The sequence below is a fragment of the Streptomyces sp. NPDC101227 genome (genome assembly GCF_044767545.1).
Classification (GTDB): domain Bacteria; phylum Actinomycetota; class Actinomycetes; order Streptomycetales; family Streptomycetaceae; genus Streptomyces.
In genome coordinates, this window is the sequence record NZ_JBIWOD010000009.1 from 273813 (window position 1) to 293498 (window position 19686).

The 19686-nt window shown below is 73.5% G+C and carries 14 protein-coding genes; 8 read left to right on the plus strand and 6 right to left on the minus strand.

Going from position 1 to position 19686, the window contains the following annotated elements; genetic code table 11:
• Positions 1-138: 138 nt before the first annotated feature.
• The gene (locus ACIRPT_RS22985) at positions 139-1782 is read right to left on the minus strand and encodes an ABC transporter permease (protein WP_403829886.1); all 1644 of its coding nucleotides are present in this window, start codon (positions 1780-1782) and stop codon (positions 139-141) included.
• Complete coding sequence (locus tag ACIRPT_RS22990; protein ID WP_403829888.1) at positions 1779-2777, minus strand: ATP-binding cassette domain-containing protein; 999 nt, start codon at positions 2775-2777, stop codon at positions 1779-1781. Before ACIRPT_RS22990 ends, ACIRPT_RS22985 begins: the two co-directional genes overlap by 4 nt.
• Positions 2778-2870: 93 nt before the next feature.
• On the opposite strand from ACIRPT_RS22990, the gene ACIRPT_RS22995 reads away from it, so the two are divergent.
• Positions 2871-3404, plus strand: a complete 534-nt coding sequence (locus ACIRPT_RS22995; RefSeq protein WP_403829890.1) for a GbsR/MarR family transcriptional regulator — start codon at positions 2871-2873, stop codon at positions 3402-3404.
• 79 nt (positions 3405-3483) lie between these two features.
• On the opposite strand, the gene ACIRPT_RS23000 is transcribed toward ACIRPT_RS22995, so the two are convergent.
• Positions 3484-4434, minus strand: coding sequence for a hypothetical protein (locus ACIRPT_RS23000; RefSeq protein ID WP_403829892.1), 951 nt, complete (start codon positions 4432-4434; stop codon positions 3484-3486).
• 236 nt (positions 4435-4670) lie between these two features.
• Between ACIRPT_RS23000 and ACIRPT_RS23005 the strand changes: the two genes are divergently transcribed.
• Complete coding sequence (locus ACIRPT_RS23005; protein ID WP_403829894.1) at positions 4671-5957, plus strand: adenylosuccinate synthase; 1287 nt, start codon at positions 4671-4673, stop codon at positions 5955-5957.
• Positions 5958-6144: 187 nt separating this feature from the next.
• On the opposite strand, the gene ACIRPT_RS23010 is transcribed toward ACIRPT_RS23005, so the two are convergent.
• Together ACIRPT_RS23010 and ACIRPT_RS23015 are read right to left on the minus strand one after the other, a co-directional pair.
• On the minus strand, positions 6145-7986 hold the full coding sequence (locus ACIRPT_RS23010) for a serine/threonine-protein kinase (protein WP_403829895.1): 1842 nt from the start codon (positions 7984-7986) through the stop codon (positions 6145-6147).
• 205 nt (positions 7987-8191) lie between these two features.
• Positions 8192-9913 (minus strand): serine/threonine-protein kinase, encoded by a 1722-nt coding sequence (locus tag ACIRPT_RS23015; protein ID WP_403829897.1) that lies wholly within the window; start codon positions 9911-9913, stop codon positions 8192-8194.
• Between the two features lie 587 nt (positions 9914-10500).
• Between ACIRPT_RS23015 and ACIRPT_RS23020 the strand changes: the two genes are divergently transcribed.
• The 4 genes from ACIRPT_RS23020 (at position 10501) to ACIRPT_RS23035 (ending at position 14803) form a co-directional block, all read left to right on the plus strand.
• A complete protein-coding gene (locus tag ACIRPT_RS23020) occupies positions 10501-11295 on the plus strand; it encodes a VTC domain-containing protein (RefSeq protein ID WP_403829899.1) in 795 nt (264 codons plus the stop codon).
• Between the two features lie 376 nt (positions 11296-11671).
• Entirely contained in the window at positions 11672-13051 is a 1380-nt protein-coding gene (locus ACIRPT_RS23025) for an aspartate aminotransferase family protein (RefSeq protein ID WP_403829901.1), read from the plus strand.
• A 244-nt stretch (positions 13052-13295) separates the two neighbouring features.
• A complete protein-coding gene (locus ACIRPT_RS23030; RefSeq protein WP_403500714.1) occupies positions 13296-13973 on the plus strand; it encodes a GntR family transcriptional regulator in 678 nt (225 codons plus the stop codon).
• A gap of 182 nt (positions 13974-14155) precedes the next feature.
• Positions 14156-14803 carry a hypothetical protein gene (locus tag ACIRPT_RS23035; protein WP_403500437.1) on the plus strand — a complete coding sequence of 216 codons (648 nt, stop codon included), beginning with the start codon at positions 14156-14158 and terminating at the stop codon, positions 14801-14803.
• Positions 14804-14893: 90 nt separating this feature from the next.
• Here the strand turns inward: ACIRPT_RS23035 and ACIRPT_RS23040 are convergent, their stop codons facing one another.
• A complete protein-coding gene (locus ACIRPT_RS23040; protein ID WP_403829903.1) occupies positions 14894-15775 on the minus strand; it encodes an SLATT domain-containing protein in 882 nt (293 codons plus the stop codon).
• Between the two features lie 291 nt (positions 15776-16066).
• Here ACIRPT_RS23040 and purD point away from each other — a divergent pair, with 291 nt between their 5' ends.
• Positions 16067-17329 (plus strand): phosphoribosylamine--glycine ligase, encoded by a 1263-nt coding sequence (purD, locus tag ACIRPT_RS23045; RefSeq protein ID WP_403829905.1) that lies wholly within the window; start codon positions 16067-16069, stop codon positions 17327-17329.
• Between the two features lie 321 nt (positions 17330-17650).
• Entirely contained in the window at positions 17651-19489 is a 1839-nt protein-coding gene (locus ACIRPT_RS23050; protein ID WP_403829908.1) for a hypothetical protein, read from the plus strand.
• The last annotated feature ends 197 nt before the right edge of the window (positions 19490-19686 follow it).

The window sequence follows — 19686 nt, forward strand, 5'->3', positions numbered from 1 at the left end:
GCGCTCTGCCCACAGCCTGTGGACAGCGTTTCGCGCGCCCCGCCCCCCCCAGCGACCGGGACCGGGTGAACGTACGAAAAGTGCGCCGCCGGAGTCCGCTACGGCTCCGGCGGCGCACGCCTTGGGGCGGCCCGCGGGTCAGCCCATGTCGCGCCGGCGCAGCCCCGCCAGGCCCGCGGCCAGGAAGAGCACCGAGAGGGCGGCCAGCCAGACGAACGGGGCCGCCGCGACCTCGCCGCCCGGCAGCTTGGGCAGATGACTGAACGGGGACAGGTCCATCGCCCACTGCGGAAGCTTCAGCGCCGGGCCGATCCAGCCGATCGCGAGGCAGCCGCTGACCACCGCCCAGGTGGCGCCGGACGCCTTCGGGAGCAGCCCGTAGACGAGGACGGCCACGCCGGTGAGGGCCCAGACGGCGGGGACCTGGGAGAGCGTCGCGCCGAGCACCGGGCCGAGCTGTCCGCCGACGTCATGGACGGTGAGGCCGTAGCCGATGCCCAGGGCCAGGCCGCCGCAGGCGAGGATCACGGCGGTGCCGAGATAGGCGATGGCCAGATGGCCGCAGGCCCAGCGCAGGCGGCCGACGGCGCCGGCCAGGATCGGTTCGGCGCGGTCGCCGGTTTCCTCGCCGCGCAGCCGGATCACCGAACCGGCCGCGTAGACCGATGCGATCATGCCGAGCATGCCGGCCATCGTGGCCAGGAAGGCGTCGGTCAGGCCCTGTTGGCCGCCCATCCGCTGGACGATCTCCAGGGTCTGGCGATTGCCGCCGACCAGGTCGGCGGCGCCCTTGGCGATGCCGCCGAAGAGGGCGCCGGCGCAGAGGAAGCCGAGCGTCCAGCCCATCAGGGTGGCGCGCTGAAGTCGCCAGGCCAGGCCGAACGGGCCGCTCAGCGAGCGGGGCGCGCGGGCCGGGCCGGGGCGGGCCGGCAGAAAGCTCATGCCGATGTCGCGACGGGCCGTCAGGACGTAGGCCACGGCGATGGCCAGGGCCGTCGCGCCGACGAAGAGAAGGAGGACCCACCAGCGTTCGTCGGCGTAGGCGCGGACGTTCTCGGCCCAGCCGACCGGCGAGCTCCACAGGAGCGGCGACGACGCCCCGGCGGTGGCGGCGTCGCCGGCGGCGCGCAGCGCGAAGGCCAGGCCGAGGAGCGCACCGGTCAGGCCCTTGGCCGGCCGGGCGCTCTCGGTGAGCTGGGCGGCGATGGCGGCCAGGCCCGCGAAGAGCATGCCCGTGCAGCAGACGGCGAGCCCGAGGGCGAGCGAACCGGTCGCCGGCTGCCCTGACTTGACCAACCCGCCCGCGATCAGCGCCGCGAGCACGGCATTGGCGATCAGGGCCGCGAGCAGCGCCGCCGTCAGCGGCGCGCGACGCCCCACCATCGCCGCGGAGAGCAGCTCCTGACGCCCGGTCTCCTCCTCCTCGCGGGTGTGCCGTACGACGATCAGCAGGCTCATCACCGCGGCGAGAACCGCGCCGAGGCCGGCCATCCGCCAGGCGACCAGACCACCGATGGAGTCGCTGAAGACCGGGCCGTACAGGGCGCGCAGCGAGGCGTTGGCGTTCATCGACGTGGCCAGCTGCGCGCGCTTGGCGGCGGTGTCGTACAGGGCCGCGAAGGAGGAGCCCATGCCGGCCACGGCCAGTCCGAGGCCCAGCGCCCAGGCCGGGATCATCACCCGGTCGCGGCGCAGCGCGAGGCGCAACAGGGCGCCGGTACCGGCCAGATGGCGGGGGCCGCGGACCGGGGCGAGGGCGGCTGCGGCCGCTACGGCGGTCATCGCGCGCTCGCCTCCTCGCCGCGGACGTCGTCCTGGTAGTGGCGCAGGAAGAGCTCTTCCAGGGTGGGCGGGGTGCTGGTGAGGCTGCGCACGCCGGATGCGCTGAGCGAGCGCAGCACGGCGTCGAGCTTGTCGGTGTCGACCTGGAGCCGAATGCGGTGTCCTTGGCCCCGGTCGATCGGCCGGGCGGTGACGTCGTGCACGCCGGGGAGGTGGGCGAGGCCGTTGGGCGGGCCCGCCAGCTCGGCGATGACGGAGGTGCGGGTCAGATGCCGCAGCTGCCCGAGGGAGCCGGTTTCGACGGTCCGTCCCTTGCGGATGATGCTGACGCGGTCGCACAGCGCCTCGACCTCGGACAGGACGTGGCTGGAGAGCAGGACGGTACGGCCCCGGTCGCGCTCTTCGGCGACGCAGCTCTGGAAGACCTCCTCCATCAGCGGGTCCAGTCCGGACGTCGGCTCGTCCAGGATCAGCAGGTCCACATCGGAGGCGAAGGCGGCCACCAGGGCGACCTTCTGCCGGTTGCCCTTGGAGTACGTCCGCCCCTTCTTGGTCGGGTCCAGATCGAACCGCTCCAGCAGCTCGTCCCGGCGCGCGGTGTCCAGCCCGCCCGCCCGTCGCCCGCCGGCGCCCCGACCGAAACGCTTCGCGCCGCTGCCTTGGTGCAGCCGCCCGTACAGGTCTATGACCTCCCCGCCGGAGAGGTTGCGCCACAGGGTGACGTCCCCGGGTACGTAGGCGATGCGGCGGTGGAGCGCGACCGCATCGCGCCAGGGGTCCTTGCCCAGGAGCTGCGCGGTGCCGCCGTCGGCGCGCAGCAGGCCCAGCAGGACGCGGATCGTGGTGGACTTCCCGGCGCCGTTGGGCCCGAGGAAGCCGTGCACCTCACCGGCCTCGACGCTGAGGTCGAGGCCGTCCAGCGCGTGGGTCCGGCCGAACGACTTGTGGAGCCCGGCCACCCGGATCGCGACAGAGGGAGAGATTGCCTTCGTCATGATTTTGAAGCTACGCTTGTTTCACAAATTTGTGAAGTTAAGAAACTGCATTAAGTTGGAGCCGCGGTTCTGATCAGGGGAGATGATGCGGATATGGCAGAGCAGGGGCAGGAACAGCGGCCGGCGCAGCGGGATCCGGAGAAGCGCGACGCCGGGGCGGTCTCGGAGTTCGTCGAACGGTTCGCCTCGCAGCTCGTCGACGCCGGAATGCCGCGGATGCCCTCCCGTGTCTTCGCCTGCCTGCTGGCCTCCGACTCCGGCGTCCTGACCTCGGCCGAGCTCGGCGAGCGCCTCCAGGTCAGCCCCGCCGCCGTCTCCGGCGCCGTCCGCTACCTCTCCCAGGTCAACATGGTCGGCCGCGAACGCGAGCCCGGCTCCCGCCGCGACCGCTACCGCGTCCACAGCGACCAGTGGTACGAGGCCCTGACCCGCCGGGACAGCGTCATCACCCGCTGGGAGGCCACCCTGCGCGACGGCGTCGAAAGCCTCGGCGAGACCTCCCCGGCCGGCCACCGGATCGGCGAGACCCTCGCGTTCTTCGAGTTCATACAGGGCGAGCTCGCCGGGATGATGGAGCGCTGGCGCAACCACCGCGACCAGCTGCGGGCCGGCGCCAAGGAGAGCTGACCGCCCAGGAGCCCGGCAGCCCGGCACGGAGCGGGGGACCGGGCGGGCGCTCAGCCGCGGTCGAACGGGAACGGCGCGTTCACCGGGGCACCGTCAGCCGCCAGGCCCCCGCCTGCACCGTCCAGGTACGCGTCCTGACGGGCCCGCCCACGACCGCGTCCGCCCGGTAGTGGAAGTCCGCCCCGGACACCGTCACGGCCCGCGCCCGCGCCCGTACGGGCCGCGCCTCCCCGGGCCAGCGCACCTCGATCTGGGCCAGCCCACGAGGCCCGGACCCGGACCCCGCCGCCCCAGGCACCACCGAAACCGCCCGCACCGGCCGGTCCAGATCCGCCAGCACGACCCCGTCCGCCTCGATCCGCAGCCGGTGCGTCGGCACCTTTCCCCAGGCTCTCAACAGCTCCCCCACCCTCGGCTTCGCGCGAGCGGGGGGACCATCATGCGCAGGGGAGTCCCCGACGCGCCGCCCGCCGAGCCCGAGCCCGGCCGCCGGAGCCAGCAGCCCCAGCGCCGTACGGGCCGTCCGCGCCGCCGGCTCCCACCAGGGCCGATGGCCGTCGACCGCCCGCGCCCCCGGCACCGGATGCGCCCCCGACCCGCACCCGCCCTGCTCCTGCGCCTCGCCGCAAGGGATCCGCAGCCCGCCGAGCACGATCCCGTCACTTTCGTCGGTCAGCAGATCCAGGGCCCGCTCCCCGCCGTCCAGGACGGTCCGCGCCGCCGCCACCGTGTCCGTGGGCACGCCCAGCGCCCGGCTCAGCGAGACCGTGGCCGGTGCGCCCACCGGAACCATGGACACCGACACCCGGTCCAGCTCCCGCTCCTTGTGCAGCAGCCCCACGACCCGCAGCAGCGCCCGGTCGTCCCCGATCACCACCGGCCGCCGCTGCCCCCGCCGGGCCAGGGCCCTGGCGAACTCCTCCGGACCCTCCGGCAGGCAGATCTTCGCCCCGGCCCCCGCACACAGCACATCCCGCGCAATCCGTACGGATTCCCCGTCCGTGCGGCGCGCGACCGGGTCGATGACCACGAGCAGGGGGTACCCCCGAACGGGGTCTGCGGGGGTGTGCCCAGAAGGCTGCGCCGACACCTCGGTCCTTCCTCAGGTAGCATCTCGGTGCAAGAGCCCCTTGCGCTATTGCGCCAGGGGCTTCGTCTATTCCGGGGCACCGGTCCAACGGCTCTGGCGATGACGTATGCGTGAACACGCAGCGCCACGCCATCCGTGCACGTTGGACATGCCCCGCCCGGAAGGGGTGTACGCCTGTGCCCGCACTTGTGCTGCTCGGTGCTCAGTGGGGTGATGAGGGCAAGGGAAAGGCCACCGACCTGCTCGGTGGATCCGTCGATTATGTGGTGCGCTACCAGGGCGGCAACAACGCCGGCCACACCGTCGTCGTGGGCGACCAGAAGTACGCGCTGCATCTTCTCCCTTCCGGAATCCTCTCGCCGGGGTGTACCCCGGTCATCGGCAACGGCGTCGTCGTCGACCCTGCGGTCCTGCTCTCCGAGCTGAGCGGACTCAACGAGCGCGGTGTCGACACGTCCAAGCTGCTGATCAGCGGTAACGCGCATCTGATCACGCCGTACAACATCACCGTCGACAAGGTGACGGAACGCTTCCTCGGAAAGCGGAAGATCGGCACCACCGGCCGCGGCATCGGCCCGACCTACGCCGACAAGATCAACCGCGTCGGCATCCGGGTCCAGGACCTCTACGACGAGTCGATCCTGCACCAGAAGGTCGAGGCGGCCCTCGACGTCAAGAACCAGCTGCTCACCAAGCTCTACAACCGCCGCGCCATCGAGGCCGGCCAGGTCGTCGAGGAGCTGCTGACCTACGCGGACCAGATCAAGGGCTACGTCGCCGACACCACCCTGATCCTCAACAACGCCCTCGACGAGGACAAGGTCGTCCTCTTCGAAGGCGGCCAGGGCACCCTGCTCGACATCGACCACGGCACGTACCCCTTCGTGACGTCGTCGAACCCGACCGCGGGCGGCGCCTGCACGGGCGCGGGCGTCGGTCCCACGAAGATCAGCCGCGTCATCGGCATCCTGAAGGCGTACACCACCCGCGTCGGCGCCGGCCCGTTCCCGACGGAGCTGTTCGACGAGGACGGCGAGGCGCTGCGCCGCATCGGCGGCGAGCGGGGCGTGACGACGGGCCGCGACCGCCGCTGCGGCTGGTTCGACGCGGTCATCGCGCGGTACGCGACCCGGGTGAACGGCCTCACGGACTTCTTCCTCACCAAGCTCGACGTGCTCACCGGCTGGGAACAGATCCCCGTCTGCGTCGCGTACGAGATCGACGGCAAGCGCGTCGAGGAGCTCCCGTACTCGCAGAGCGACTTCCACCACGCGAAGCCGGTCTACGAGATGCTGCCGGGCTGGTCCGAGGACATCACCAAGGCGAAGTCCTTCTCCGACCTGCCGAAGAACGCGCAGGCGTACGTGAAGGCGCTGGAGGAGATGTCGGGCGCCCCGATCTCGGCGATCGGCGTCGGCCCCGGCCGCGACGAGACGATCGAGATCAAGTCGTTCCTGTCGTAGCGACAGCCGGCCGGCGCCGCCCGTAGGGGCCGCCGGTACGACCGAGGGCCCGCGCACCGTTTTCGGCGGTGCGCGGGCCCTCGCGCGTACGGGGCGGCCGGGGGCAATTCCCGTATCCACTCGGTCAGTTGGCGAGCATCCGTCCCCCCGTGCGGTGGCGGCGCGGGAGGGCGCGAGGGGCCCGGCCCTACGAACCCCTGGAGTACGTCCGCGGCTGCTTGTCCCGGCCCAGGAAGTCGCGCCGCAGCGTCCCGTCCCCGTTCCGGCGGAGGACGGAGGTGCTGCTCGGCTCGCAGCCGGGGGCGGGGTGGTCGATGACCGACGGGCCGACCGTGAGGCGGCCGTGCTCCGCCGCGTAGAGGTAGGCGTGGGCGGTGCAGCGGCCGGCGGGGCCGTCGGCGACCGTGGTCAGGACCGTGCTGCCGGCCGGGGCCTGCTCGATGGTGATCTGCTGGGTGCCGTTGCCGTCCGCATCCGGCCGCCGCCAGGTGCCGAGGAAGGCGGCCGGGACGGTCTCGGTGGCGGGGCCGGAGCGGTGGAGGGTGGCGGTGCGGCCCGCCGCGGCCCAGCGGAGCGTGCCCGCTTCGCCCGCTTCCAGGGTGTGTTCGCCCAGAGCGGCGCAGCGGCCCGCCGGGATGGACCGGACGACTTTGGTGTCCAGGCGGAGGGCGGGGCGGCCGTCGGGCGCCGTGACGGACACCAGCTTGCCGTCGCTGCGGCACTCGTAGGTCGCGCCGAGGCTGGTGCTGTTGGCGACCACCTCGCCGACCTTGCCGTTGGTGATCACAAAGCGGCGCTGCTGGCCGGTGGGGTCGCCGTCGCGCAGCACCGGACCGGACCAGGTGCCGAGGTAGCGGGCGGGGATGTCGGAGGGGGAGTCGTCCCCGTTGTCCGCGCCGCCGGTCAGCAGCGGGACGGCCACGGCCGTTGCGGCCGCCGCGATGACGGCGGTGGCGGCGAGCGGGAGCCAGCGGCGTCGCCCGGAGGCGGGGGTGGGCTCGGGGGAGGCGGGGGCGGGCTCGGGCCGGGACGCCTCCCTGGGGGCGATCCGGGTGGTCGTCAGCGTCGGCGGCTGCCCGCCCGGCGGGGTGTCGGTGTCCAGGAGGCGTACGGCGTGCCGGCCCAGGCTCGCGATCAGCTCGCCGGGCAGCCAGGGGGAGTCGGGGCCGTCGCCGGTTTCCGGACCGAGCCGGGCGGCGATCTCCTCGGGGGCGGGGCGTGTGGCCGGGTCCTTGGCCAGGCAGTCGCCGATCAGCGCGCGCAGGGCTTCCGGCACGCCGGTCAGATCCGGATCCTCCTGCGCGATCTTGAACATCACCGCGTGCACGCCCGACCCGGCGCTGCCGAACGGCTGCCGCCCGGTCGCCGCGTACGCCAGCACCGAGCCGACGCAGAAGACATCGCTGGCCGGGCCGACGCGATGCCCCCGCACCTGCTCGGGCGACATGAAGCTGGGCGAGCCGACGACCGTGCCCGTACGGGTCTGGGTCTGGTCGCCGACCGCATCCAGGGCGCGCGCGATGCCGAAGTCGATGACCCGGGGGCCGTCGATGGTCAGCAGCACATTGGACGGCTTGAGGTCGCGGTGGACCAGGGCGACGCCGTGGATGTCGAGGAGGGCGGCGGCGAGGCCGTAGGCGAGGCGGCGGAGGGAGTGCTCCGGGAGCGGGCCGTACGTTCCCGTCCGGCCGTACTCGTCGTGTGGGTGGCCGACGACCTCGGTCAGGCTCGGGCCCGCGATGTAGCCGGTGGCCACCCACGGGATGTCGGCCTCGGTGTCGGCGTCGAGCACCGGCGCGGTCCAGCGGCCGCCGACCCGGCGCGCGGCCGCGACCTCGGCGCGGAAGCGTTCGCGGAACTCCTCCTCGGCGGCCAGTTCGGCCTTCACCAGCTTCACGGCGACGGTCCGGCCGCCCTCGGAACGGGCGAGGTAGACCCGGCCCATCCCGCCGCTGCCGAGGCGGCTGAGCAGCCGGTAGTCCCCGATCCACTGCGGATCGTCGGCGGTCAGCCCGCGCAGACCCTCCATCCGGGCGCCCTCCCCTGTGTCGTTCCGTGCCCCTGGCGCGTTCCGGCGGCAGGCGTCCCATCCGTGTGAGCGTAGGCCCGCTCCGTAGGAGCCTAGGCTCCTACGGATTGCGCAACGGCCGACGCGGCGTCACGAGCGGAAAACGATCGACGGTGCTGGGGGGCGCACGGGGCCGACGTCCCAGGGGTGTACGGGACTTCGGGGGTCAGCCCGCCTTGCTGTACGTCAGCGGCGGCTGGCCGTCGTCCATGGTGCGCCGCAGTTTGCCGCCCACCATCTCCAGGGTGCTGGGGGCTCCGGGGCTACAGGTCCCGGGCGCCCCCGACACCGACACCATCTTGGACGGCCCGAGACGGACCGGTGGGCCCGCCTTCTCCAGGGTGGCCTTGAACTCGCAGCGGAACGATTCCCCGGTGGCCGTCATCGTCAGGACGGTGTCGCCCGGCGCACCCTGTTTGAGCGTGAAGCGGCGGATGTTGCCGGCGTCGGCGCCGACCGTGGTCTCCCAAGTGCCCAGATAGTCCGAGGGGATGCTCCGCTTCCCGGTCGCCTGTCCCGTCTCGCCCTTCGCGTCCGCCGGCCGCACTCCCCCGTCGTCCCCGTTCAGCAGGAGGTACGCGGTGACCGCGCCGGCCGCGGCGACGGCCAGGGCGACGGCGGTGATCAGGGTGGAGCCCCCGCGCCGGCGGCGGCGGGGCGGCCGGTGCGTCCCCGGGGCGGTCGGCGGGACGGGCACGTACCCGTACTGCCCTGGTGGGGAGGCGTAGGGATCCTGGGGGAGGGGCGACGGCGGTGGGGTGTGGGGTGCGGCCGCGGGCGGGGCGCCGGTCGGTGTGGCGTGCGCACCGGGGTCCCCGCCGGGATGGGGGGAGAACGGGGCGCCGGGCCCGTCCGCGGCGCGCGGGTCCGGATCGCCCTCGGGGTTCTCCGCCTCCAGCAGTGCCACGGCATGCCGCCCCAGCCGGGCGACCAGCGCCCCCGGCAGCCAGGGATCGTCCTCGTCCGCGTGCTCCGCCGCGGAGCCCTCCGTCATCGCCAACAGCTGGGCGGGAGTGGGGCGTTGGGCCGGATCCTTGGTCAGGCAGGCGGCGACCAGGGCGTGCAGTCCCTGGGGCAGGGCGGAGAGGTCGGGCTCCTCCTGGGCGATGCGGTACATCACCGCGTGCACGCCGCTCTCGGCCGTGCCGAACGGCTGCCGCCCGGTGGCCGCGTACATCAGGACCGACCCGAGGGAGAAGACGTCGCAGGCGGGACCGATCGGTTGGCCGCGTACCTGCTCGGGGGCCATGAAGCCGGGCGAGCCCACCGTGGCGCCGGTGCGGGTCAGACCGTTGTCGGTCACCGCCTCCAGGGCGCGCGCGATGCCGAAGTCGATGACCCGGGGGCCGTCGAGGGTGAGCAGCACATTGGACGGCTTGAGGTCGCGGTGGACGATGCCGGCGGCGTGGATCGCCTGCAGCGCGCGGGCCAGTCCGGCCGCCAGGATCCGTACGGTCCGCTCCGGCAGCGGGGCGAGGGGGCCCGCCACCCGGGTGCCGGGAGGGGGCGAGCCCGCGACCACCTGCTGGAGGGAGGGCCCGGCGATATAGCCCGTGGCGACCCAGGGCGTTTTGGCCTCGGTGTCCGCGTCCAGGACGGGGGCGGTCCACTCCCCGCCGACCTGCTGCGCGGCCCGCACCTCCCGCCGGAAGCGGGCCCGGAACTCCTCCTGGTCGGCCAGTTCGCCGCGGACGAGTTTGACGGCGACCGTACGCCCCCGATCGGAACGGGCCAGGAACACCTTGCCCATTCCGCCCTCGCCGAGCCGCCTGATCAGGCGGTAGTCCCCGATGCGCTGCGGGTCCCCGGCCTGGAGGGGCTCCAGCCCTCCGGGCCGCCCCGCCCGCCCTGCGCGCCCCTGCTGTCCCGCACGTCCCGGCTGTTCCACGATCCGTCGCCCTTTCCCCCGAACCCGCCCTGCCCGCGGCCCGCGTCCGCGGTGAGGATATCCAGGGGCGCGCAGGCCCGGAGAGGGGGAGCGCCCCTGGCTCCGCCGCCCGCGAGGGGGGCGCGCCGCTCGTCACCCATGTCGCCGCCCGTCCACGGCCGTTGCCCGGAATCTTCCGCGCCGTCATCATCCCGGACGCGGTGCACTCCGGCCAGGATGCCCTCCGCGCCGACCTGGCCCGATGCCCCGGTGAGCCGCTGACATGGGCCGTGCAACGGGCCGACTTTGTCCGGGACTTGACGTTCGTGGATGTCGGATTCCGGGTCCCGGAACTTTCCGCGGGTACGGAACGTAGAACGCGTACCGCTACGTATCCCCTCGCGCAGAACCCGGCGCACGGCGCGGTGCACGGTACGGCGCAGACCCCGCCGCGGCGCGCACTGCACGGAGCGCAGTACAGGCCGCAGCGCAGAGCGCACCGCCGAGCACCGAACGCCGAACCTGAAGCCGCTCGTCCCGCCCGTCCCGCTCGTCCCCGCCCGTTCCCGCACGATCGCCCGTCCCCGCTTCCCTTCCAAGGAGACCGTGTGATTCCCGCCGTACGAGCCCTCGCCCGCGCCGCCATGGCCGCGCGCCCGGTCCCGCTCGCCGACGTCCAGGCACGGGCCGAACTCCTCTCCCGCTTCGGCAACAGCTATCTCGTCCCGGTCGAGGTCTTCGCCGCCTTCGCGGCCGAGCTCACCGACCGGCGGCGGCCCGGCGGCCCGTTCGCCGCGCTGTGCATCAACGGCCGCCGCTGGTTCCGCTACCACTCCGTCCATTACGACACCCCCGACCTGCGGTCCTTCCACGACCACCGGCAGGGCCTCCGGCTGCGCTACAAGATCCGCGAGCGGCTGTACGCGGACACCGGGGAGCGGCAGTTCGAGATCAAGCTCAAAGGGCACCGGGGCGAGACGGTCAAGCACCGGCAGCCGCTGCTGCCGGGCGACCCGGCCCTCGGCGAGGCCCCGCGCGGCTTTCTCGCCTCCGTACTGGACCGCTCGTACGGCATCGTGGCCCCCACCGAGCTGGGCCGCTCCATAGAAACCGACTACACCCGTACCACCTTCGTCGCCAATGGCCAGCGCATCACCTGCGATGCGGCCCTGCTCTGCCGGGACCTGGAGACCGGCCGTACGGTACGGGCCGACGGCGGACTGGTCTTCGTCGAGACCAAGACCACCGGCCGGCTGACCGAGGCGGACCGTCTGCTGCACGGCTATGGCCTACAGGCCGCCGAATTCACCAAGTACTGCGGCGGGTTGGCGGCGCTGCGTCCGGACCTCACCGCCCATCACTGGCGGCGGGCGGTGCGCACGGCGTTCCCCACGGCGGCCTGACGGCACCGGGCGGCTGGTTTCACGTGAAACCAGCCGCCTTCTGCTGGACGCAGAGGCGGAGGGGCGCCCGGGGCCCGGCGCCGGACGGTCCCCCACTGCCGGGCCTCCCGATGCGGGGCCTCCCGTGGACGACGGCGCGGCCCGCGGCCCGGCAGCCATCGCCCCGCCATCCGCCCCCGCGCCCCCTGCCTCCGGGGCCTGGAGGTTCCTCCAGACGCCGCAGACATTCCATGTCTCCCGTAGACATTCTGTCCGTGCGGGTGGTGAGCGCCATACACAGTGTCGGTACCGGTCACCGGGCCGTGATCCTTAGGCTGAGGGCGTTCGCCGGGCCTGTCCACCGGCGGCCCGAGCGACCCGATCCGAGGTACTGACCGTGACCACGACGCCCTCCGCCTCCTCTGCCGCCGACCCCGCCGCCGGCGCAGCAGTCAAGGCCGCCGACCGCGCGCACGTCTTCCACTCCTGGTCCGCGCAGGGCCTCATCGACCCGATGCCGGTCGCGGGCGCCGAGGGCTCGTACTTCTGGGACTACGACGGCAACCGCTACCTCGACTTCTCCTCCCAGCTGGTCAACACCAACATCGGCCACCAGCACCCCAAGGTCGTCGCGGCCATCCAGGAGCAGGCCGCCAAGCTGTGCACCATCGCGCCCGGCTTCGCCGTCGACGTGCGGTCCGAGGCCGCCCGGCTGATCGCCGAGCGCACCCCCGGAGACCTCGACAAGATCTTCTTCACCAACGGCGGCGCGGAGGCCGTGGAGAACGCGGTCCGGATGGCCCGGCTGCACACCGGCCGCAGCAAGGTGCTCTCCACCTACCGCTCGTACCACGGCGCCACCGCCGCCGCGATCAACCTGACCGGCGACCCGCGCCGCTGGCCCTCGGACACCGCCTCGGCGGGCGTCGTCCACTTCTGGGGACCGTTCCTCTACCGCTCGCCCTTCCACTCGGAGAGCGAGGCGCAGGAGTGCGAGCGCGCCCTCGCGCACCTCGAGGAGACCATCGCCTTCGAGGGCCCGCAGTCCATCGCGGCGATCATCCTGGAGACCGTCCCGGGCACCGCCGGGATCATGGTTCCGCCGCCCGGCTACCTGGCCGGCGTCCGCGAGATCTGTGACCGCTACGGCATCGTCTTCATCCTCGACGAGGTCATGGCGGGCTTCGGTCGCACCGGCCGCTGGTTCGCCGCCGACCACTTCGACGTCACCCCCGACCTGCTGACCTTCGCCAAGGGCGTCAACTCCGGCTATGTCCCGCTGGGCGGCGTCGCGATCAGCGCCGAGATCGCCGCCACCTTCGACCAGCGCCCCTACCCCGGCGGCCTGACGTACTCCGGGCACCCGCTGGCCTGCGCCTCCGCCGTCGCCACCCTCAACGCGATGGCCGAGGAGCGGATCGTGGAGAACGCCGCGGAGATCGGCGAGACGGTCATCGGTCCCGCGCTCCGTGACATCGCCGAGCGGCACCCCTCGGTGGGCGAGGTGCGCGGTCTGGGCGTCTTCTGGGCCCTCGACCTGGTCAAGAACAAGGAGACCCGCGAGCCCCTGGTGCCGTACAACGCCTCCGGCGCCGCCAACGCCCCGATGGCCGAATTCGCCGCGGCCTGCAAGCGCGGCGGTCTGTGGCCGTTCGTGAACATGAACCGGACGCATGTCGTCCCGGCCTGCACGGTCACCGAGGCCGAGGCCAAGGAGGGCCTGGCCGCCCTCGACGAGGCCCTGACGGCGGCGGACGCCCACACCGACGCGGCCTGAGAACGCAGCCGCGGGGGTCCCGTACCGGGCCCGGACGGGATTCGCGGCCGACCCGCGGGGCCCGTTGCGGACCCGTTCCGGAGCCTTGCCGGGCCCTCGCCGGACCTGTGAAGCGGCGGCCGCGCGCCCTGCCTGAGACGTATCGTCCCAGGTACGACGCGTGGCCGCCGTCTCCCTCGCCTATCGTTGGCGAGGGCCGCTTCCCATCTGCGCGGTCATGAAGTCGTCGAAGGAGACGCTCACGATGGCCGTCGGCGGAGACAGCTCAGTCATACGGCGCAGCACCCTGCGCCAGCAGATCGCCGACGCGCTGCGCGACGAGGTCCTGGCCGGCCGGCTGCCGTCCGGCCACCCCTTCACCGTCAAGGAGATCGCCGAACAGTACGGCGTCTCCGCCACCCCGGTCCGCGAGGCGCTGCTCGACCTGTGCGCCCAGGGCCTGCTCGACGTCGAACAGCACCGCGGCTTCAAGGTGCACGCCTTCACCGCCGACGACTTCGTCGCCATGGTCGAGGCCCGCACCCTGGTCATCGAGGGCATCTTCCGCAGCGGCGCCGAACGCGCGCTGCGCGCCACCCCCGCCGAGGTGCTGATCTCCATCCGCCGCCGCGCCGACGAGGCCGAGCGGGCCGCGCGGGCCGGCGACCTCGACGTTCTGATCGGCTACGACCTGCGGTTCTGGCGCGAACTCGGCAGCATCGTCGGCAACCCGTACATCAGCGACTTCCTCGACCGGCTCCGCGTCCAGACCTGGATGTTCGCGGTGCCGCTGCTGCGCCGCGCGGACGACATCGGAAGCCGGCTCTGGCACGGCCACAGCCAGTTGGCCAAGTCCCTCGTCCAGTACGACCTGGCCGAGGCCCAGCGGCTGATCGCCGAGTACAACGAGCACTCCCTCACCCTCGTCGGGAAGCGCGGCTAGGACCGGACGGTCCCGGCGGGCATCACCGGGCAGCCTTCCGGCTAGTACTACTGGGAAAGCGCTGCTGGGACTACGCTGTCCCGACCATCGGCCGTAATGGGTCGTACCCGTACCCGTAGCCGTATCCGTGACTTCCCCTGCGCGCCGGTGACCCGTCCCCGACCGGAAGCGAGCCCTCACTCGTGGCATGTGACCTGTGGCTGGTGCCCCTCGTAGACGTGCTGTGCCACAGCCCCGACAACCCGTTCTCCGAAGAGATCGCCGCCTACGACTCGGCCCTGACGGACGCGGGCCTGCCCCCGGTACCGGTGTTCAGCTATATGCCGGGCCTCTCCGGCGATGTCGCACCGGTCGCCGGCTTCGACTACGACGCGCTGCACTTCCTGCGCCGCGCCTATCTCCTGCGCCTGTGCGGGCTGGAGGTGACGCCGGTGGACGAACTGGGCGGCGACTACGAGCAGTTGCTGGAGATGTTCGAGGCGACGGCGCAGCAGTCCCACCTGGTCTGGCACTACGACCACGCGGGCGCCTATGTCCCGGTCGACTTCCCGCATCCGCTCGCCAACGACGCACTGCTGGAGGGCGGCGGCCCGCTGGGTTCCTCGCACGGGCTACTGCGCGAACTCGAAGTGGTCGCTCCGTCCTTGGGCATCGACCCGGCCAATCCGCCGGCCGCGCCGGAACCGCCGGCCGGGCCCACCACGCTGGAAGAGCGGGCTGCCGTCCCCCTGGACGACGGGCCGTTCGCCAGGGAGCGGCATGTGTGGCTCGGGCTGCACGCGGCCGCGACCAGGAGCCTGGGGCAGGGCTCGATGATCGTCTTCAGCTGACGGACGTGTCGGACGTGTCGGCCGTGACGTCGGTGACGTCCGTGACGGCCGTACCGGTGCGCCGGGGTGTCCTCCCCGGCGCACCAGCCCTCAGCGCCCCGGCTCCGGCGGCCGCTGCCGCGGCATGTTCGGCCGGGTGCCCGGCGGCAGCATGAACCGCGCCGGCGGCTCCACGGCCTCCTGCCGCGGCGCCGCCCACGGCACCAGTGCCCGCGTCGCCGACGGCGCGGGACCGGCCCGGAACTCCGCCATCCAGTCCGCCGTTTCGGCCCGGACGAGCTCCCCGAGGTCCTCGTTGAACCTCCGCAGCACCCCCAGGCAGCGCTCCGCCGCCTCGCCGGCCGTGCCCTCCGTCGGCCCGAGCACCTCGCGCACGCTCTCCGACGCCCAGTCGAACTGCAGCGCCTCCAGCCGCCGGTGAATCGCCTGGGCGGTCGCAAGATCCCGCATCCAGCCGGCCGTCACCCCGAAATACCGGTCGCAGCCCACGCACACCGCCGCGAACAGCAGCGACAGATACCCCCAGGGCGCCCCGCCGTCACAGGCCCCGGCGAAGTCCAGCAGCGGCAGCAGCCCGCCCACCGACACCCCGGCCGCGGTACCCAGCCGCAGCGCCCGCGCGCCGCGGCGCTTGGCCTGCCGGTCGTGCAGATACCAGTCGGCGGCCCGCAGCGCGCCCTCCTCCGTCCAGAGATAGAGCGCGTCCAGACGGTCGGCCGGCTCCCCCCAGTCGCCCAGGGGGAACAGCCGCCCGGCAAGGTCCTCGCGCCCCCGGATCAGATCGCCGGGCTCCCGGCCGTAACCGGCCTGCAAGTCGTCCCGGTCGCGCTCCCGGCCCCGGCCCCGCTCCCGGAAACGGCCGCGGTGCCGGTCCCGGTCGCGATACCGGTCCCAGCGCTCGCGGCCCTGCCACCGCCTCTGTCCGCCCTCCCTCCGGGGAAGCCCCTCGGGCTGCATCTCCGGCTGACTCACCCGTGCTCCCTCTATACGGCTCCGTGCGGTGCGCGCGTGACGGACGAGACGGCCGTTGCGCGCAGCCCCCATTCCTACCGCCGAACGGTTGGCGTCCCACGCAAGATCGCCTGATTTCCGCCCAGAAGTGGTGGTGGATCCGGTATAAGGCGACCCGGTACCTCACTCGAAAGAGTTGTTCCCGAGAGTTGCCCCGGTGACGGCGGGCGGTTTCCGGCCGAGGCGTGACCCTTGTGTGATCGGGGTACGGCCGACGTCCGGCCTTCTGGTGCGTTCGTCTAGGCTGCCTCCGTGAAGGTCCTTGTCATCGGCGGCGGCGCCCGCGAACACGCCCTGTGCCGCTCTCTGTCCCTCGACCCCGACGTCTCCGCGCTGCACTGCGCTCCCGGCAACGCCGGAATCGCCGAGGTGGCCGAATTGCATGGGGTCAACGCTCTCGACGGCGCGGCCGTCGCCGAACTCGCCGTCGGCCTGGAGGCCGACCTGGTCATCGTCGGCCCCGAGGCCCCCCTGGTGGCGGGCGTCGCGGACGCCGTACGCGACCGCGGCATCCCGGTCTTCGGCCCCTCGGCCCAGGCCGCCCAGCTGGAGGGCTCCAAGGCCTTCGCCAAGGACGTGATGGCCGCCGCGGCCGTCCCCACCGCCCGCAGCTACGTCTGCACCACCCCGCAAGAGATCGACGAGGCCCTGGACGCCTTCGGGGCGCCGTACGTCGTCAAGGACGACGGCCTGGCGGCGGGCAAGGGCGTCGTCGTCACCGAGGACGTCGAGGCCGCCCGCGCGCACGCCCTGGCCTGCGACCGCGTGGTCATCGAGGAGTTCCTCGACGGCCCGGAGGTCTCCCTCTTCGCGGTCACGGACGGCGAGAGCGTCGTCCCGCTCCAGCCCGCCCAGGACTTCAAGCGCGCCTACGACGGCGACCAGGGCCCCAACACCGGCGGCATGGGTGCGTACAGCCCGCTGCCCTGGGCCGACCCGAAGCTGGTCGACGAGGTCATGGCCACCGTGCTGCAGCCCACCGTCGACGAGCTGCGCCGCCGCGGCACGCCGTTCTCCGGGCTGCTCTACGCGGGCCTGGCGATCACCTCGCGCGGTGTGCGGGTGATCGAGTTCAACGCGCGCTTCGGCGATCCGGAGACCCAGGTGGTCCTCGCCCGCCTCAAGACCCCGCTCGCCGGTCTGCTGCACGCCGCCGCCACCGGCACCCTCGCCGCCCTCCCGCCGCTGCGCTGGAGCGACGGCGCGGCGGTCACCGTCGTCATCGCCTCGCACAACTACCCCGACACCCCGCGCACCGGCGACCCGATCTCGGGCCTGGCCGACGTGGCGGAGGAGGATGCCCCCGAGGCGTATGTGCTGCACGCGGGCACCCAGCGCGACGAGTCCGGCGCGGTACTCAGCGCGGGCGGCCGGGTGCTGTCCGTCACCGCCACCGGATCCGACCTCACCACCGCCCGGCAGCGCGCCTACCGCGCGGTCGGCCGGATCTCCCTGGACGGCTCCCAGCACCGTACGGACATCGCCGCCAAGGTGGCCGGAGACGCCGTTTCGTAAGCTGGGGCGCCTGGTTCCCGGCTTTACCCAAAGCCATTCCATCGAGTGACGACGCCAGGTATCCGCTGACGGAACCCCCACCCCCAACTAGGGTGCCGCGCAAGCGTCCTGCGACGGCCGCGCCGGAATTCGGCGCGGCTGCCGCGGTGGCGTCCGGCAAGTGGCTCACCGGCATTGCGATGTCAGTGGCGGGTGCCACAGTGGTGGTGGAGCGAGCTCGGTCCGATGAGCCCGCCCGCCCGCACAACGCGCAATTCTCGTCAGTCCGTCCCGTGTTCTCTCCGTCCGGCTCCATCAGGACAGCAGGGGGTGTACAGGCTCGTGGCAAGTCCGGAAACAGGCGTCCTGGCGGCGCGCGCCCGCGCCCTCGCCGTGCTGCGGATCCGCAGCTCAGCGACGGCCGTGGCGCTGTTGCCCGCGGCGGTTGCGGTGGTGCTCTTCGCCGGCCGCGCGACTGGCCATCTCGGCGCGGGAGGCGGCTGGGACACCGCGCGCTGGGCCGTGAGCGGCCTCGCGGTGCTGGTGCTGCTCCTGGCGGCGCTGGTCGCCGCCGTCATCGCCCGCGCCAGGCCCGCGCTCAGCCCCTCCGTGCCCATCTCAGAGAAGTCGGCACCCGACCTCTACCGTCTGGTACGCGACCTCGCCGAGCGGCTCGAGGTCCCGGCGCCGTCCGCGATAGCGCTCACTCCCGACTGCGACAGCTGGCTGGAGGACCGTACGCACCGCGCCCACGGCCCGCCCCGCGCCCCCGAGGACCGCCGGGCGTCCCAGGCACCGGTCCTGGTCATCGGCTCGCCGTTCCTGTGGTGGATGCGGGTCGCCGAGCTGCGCGCCCTGCTCGCCCCGGTAGTGGCCGGCACGGGCCCGTCGGCCAATCCGGACATAGCCGCCGCCCGCCGCTTCATCCGCGGCCTGGACGCCGCCGTAGCGGTCTCGGCCCGCGCCACGGGCCCGCTGCGCGGCCTGCCGCTCCGGTTCGCCGGCAGGGTGGCGCGTCTGCTGCTGCGGGCCTGCCGCGACCACGCCACGATCATGGAGCGCGGGGTCGCCGCGGCCGCCTCCGAGCGCGCCCAGGGCGTCGACTACGGCCTGCGGATCGTCGCCCAGGAGCAGGTCGGGCTGGCCTACGCCGGCTGGGACCGGCTGCTGACCCGGGTCGCGCTGCCCGCCTGGCGGATGGGCCGCTGGCCCTCGAGGCTGGACGCCGGTGTGGTCTCCGCGCTCACCGAGCTCTCCCGCCGCGACCGCCTCGCCGAGGGCTTCGCCTCCCGCCTCGGCGAGCGGCCCGCCTGCGACCTCCTGGAGGAGCCCGGCGCCATCGACCGCGCCGCCTCCCTGCTGGCCGCCCGGCTCTTCCACGGCGGTCCGGCCGAGCCCGGCCCCGACTGGTCCCCGGTGGGCTGGAACCAGTACCCGGAGGAGGTCGTGGACCGCAAATGGCGCCTGGAGGCCGCCCGCCTCCACCGCGTCCTCGACGACCTTCCGGCCACGGACCTCCCGGCGGCGGGCCAGGGAGCGGGCCCGGCGGCCGGTACGGCGACGCCGGCCGGTGCACCCGCCGCGGCGGGCACACCCCGCTCGTACGCCCGCACCCCCGCCCGTACGGCCGCCGGCCACCGGCTCCCGTCCCGCCAGGCCACCGATCACGCGCCGCCCGGCCTCGCCGCCCCCGACGGTCTGACGGCCGCCGCGGCGGGCCCCACGCTCGCCCGGGTCATCGACCGGCTGGCCCGCGACGCCCACGCGGGTGACCTGCTCGCCGCCCGGCTCGGCGCGGAGGTCGCGCGCGAGGAGCGCGAGGAAGCGGCCCGCCAGGCCGCGCGCGGAGCCTTCGCGCAGGACGCCGCCGCGGGCGTGGCCTGGGGCGACGGCCTGGCCGAGGGCGGCCTCCCGCTCTTCCCGCTCCAACCGCCCCGTACGGGCCGCGAGCTGCTCGCCGACCACGTCACCGCCATGGTGTGCTGCGCGGCCGTCGACACCGCGGGTGCCGCCCCGGGCCTGGACTGGCTGGACGGCCCGGCCCTGCTGGTCGACGGCGCCCGCCGCGCCGACCTCGGCCTCCCGGTGCTCAGCCTGGTGGATGACGGCGACGCCGAACCGCTCCGCGGCTGGCTGACGACGATCGGCGTCCGCCCCGAGAAGCCGGTCCGGCTGGTGTGAGCCGGGGCCCCGACCCCGGCTGCACCGGCTGAATGTTCCCCTCCAGCTCGTGTTTCGGGCCAAGGGGCCCTAAATTCACGACGAAGGGTGACGGAGCGGGTGCGTAATGTGATGTGCTGTGACATGGAGCCGCATTAGTGCGGCGGGGACATAACGCAACCCTCGTACCGAAACGGCCGGTGTCGGCCGCGACCGAT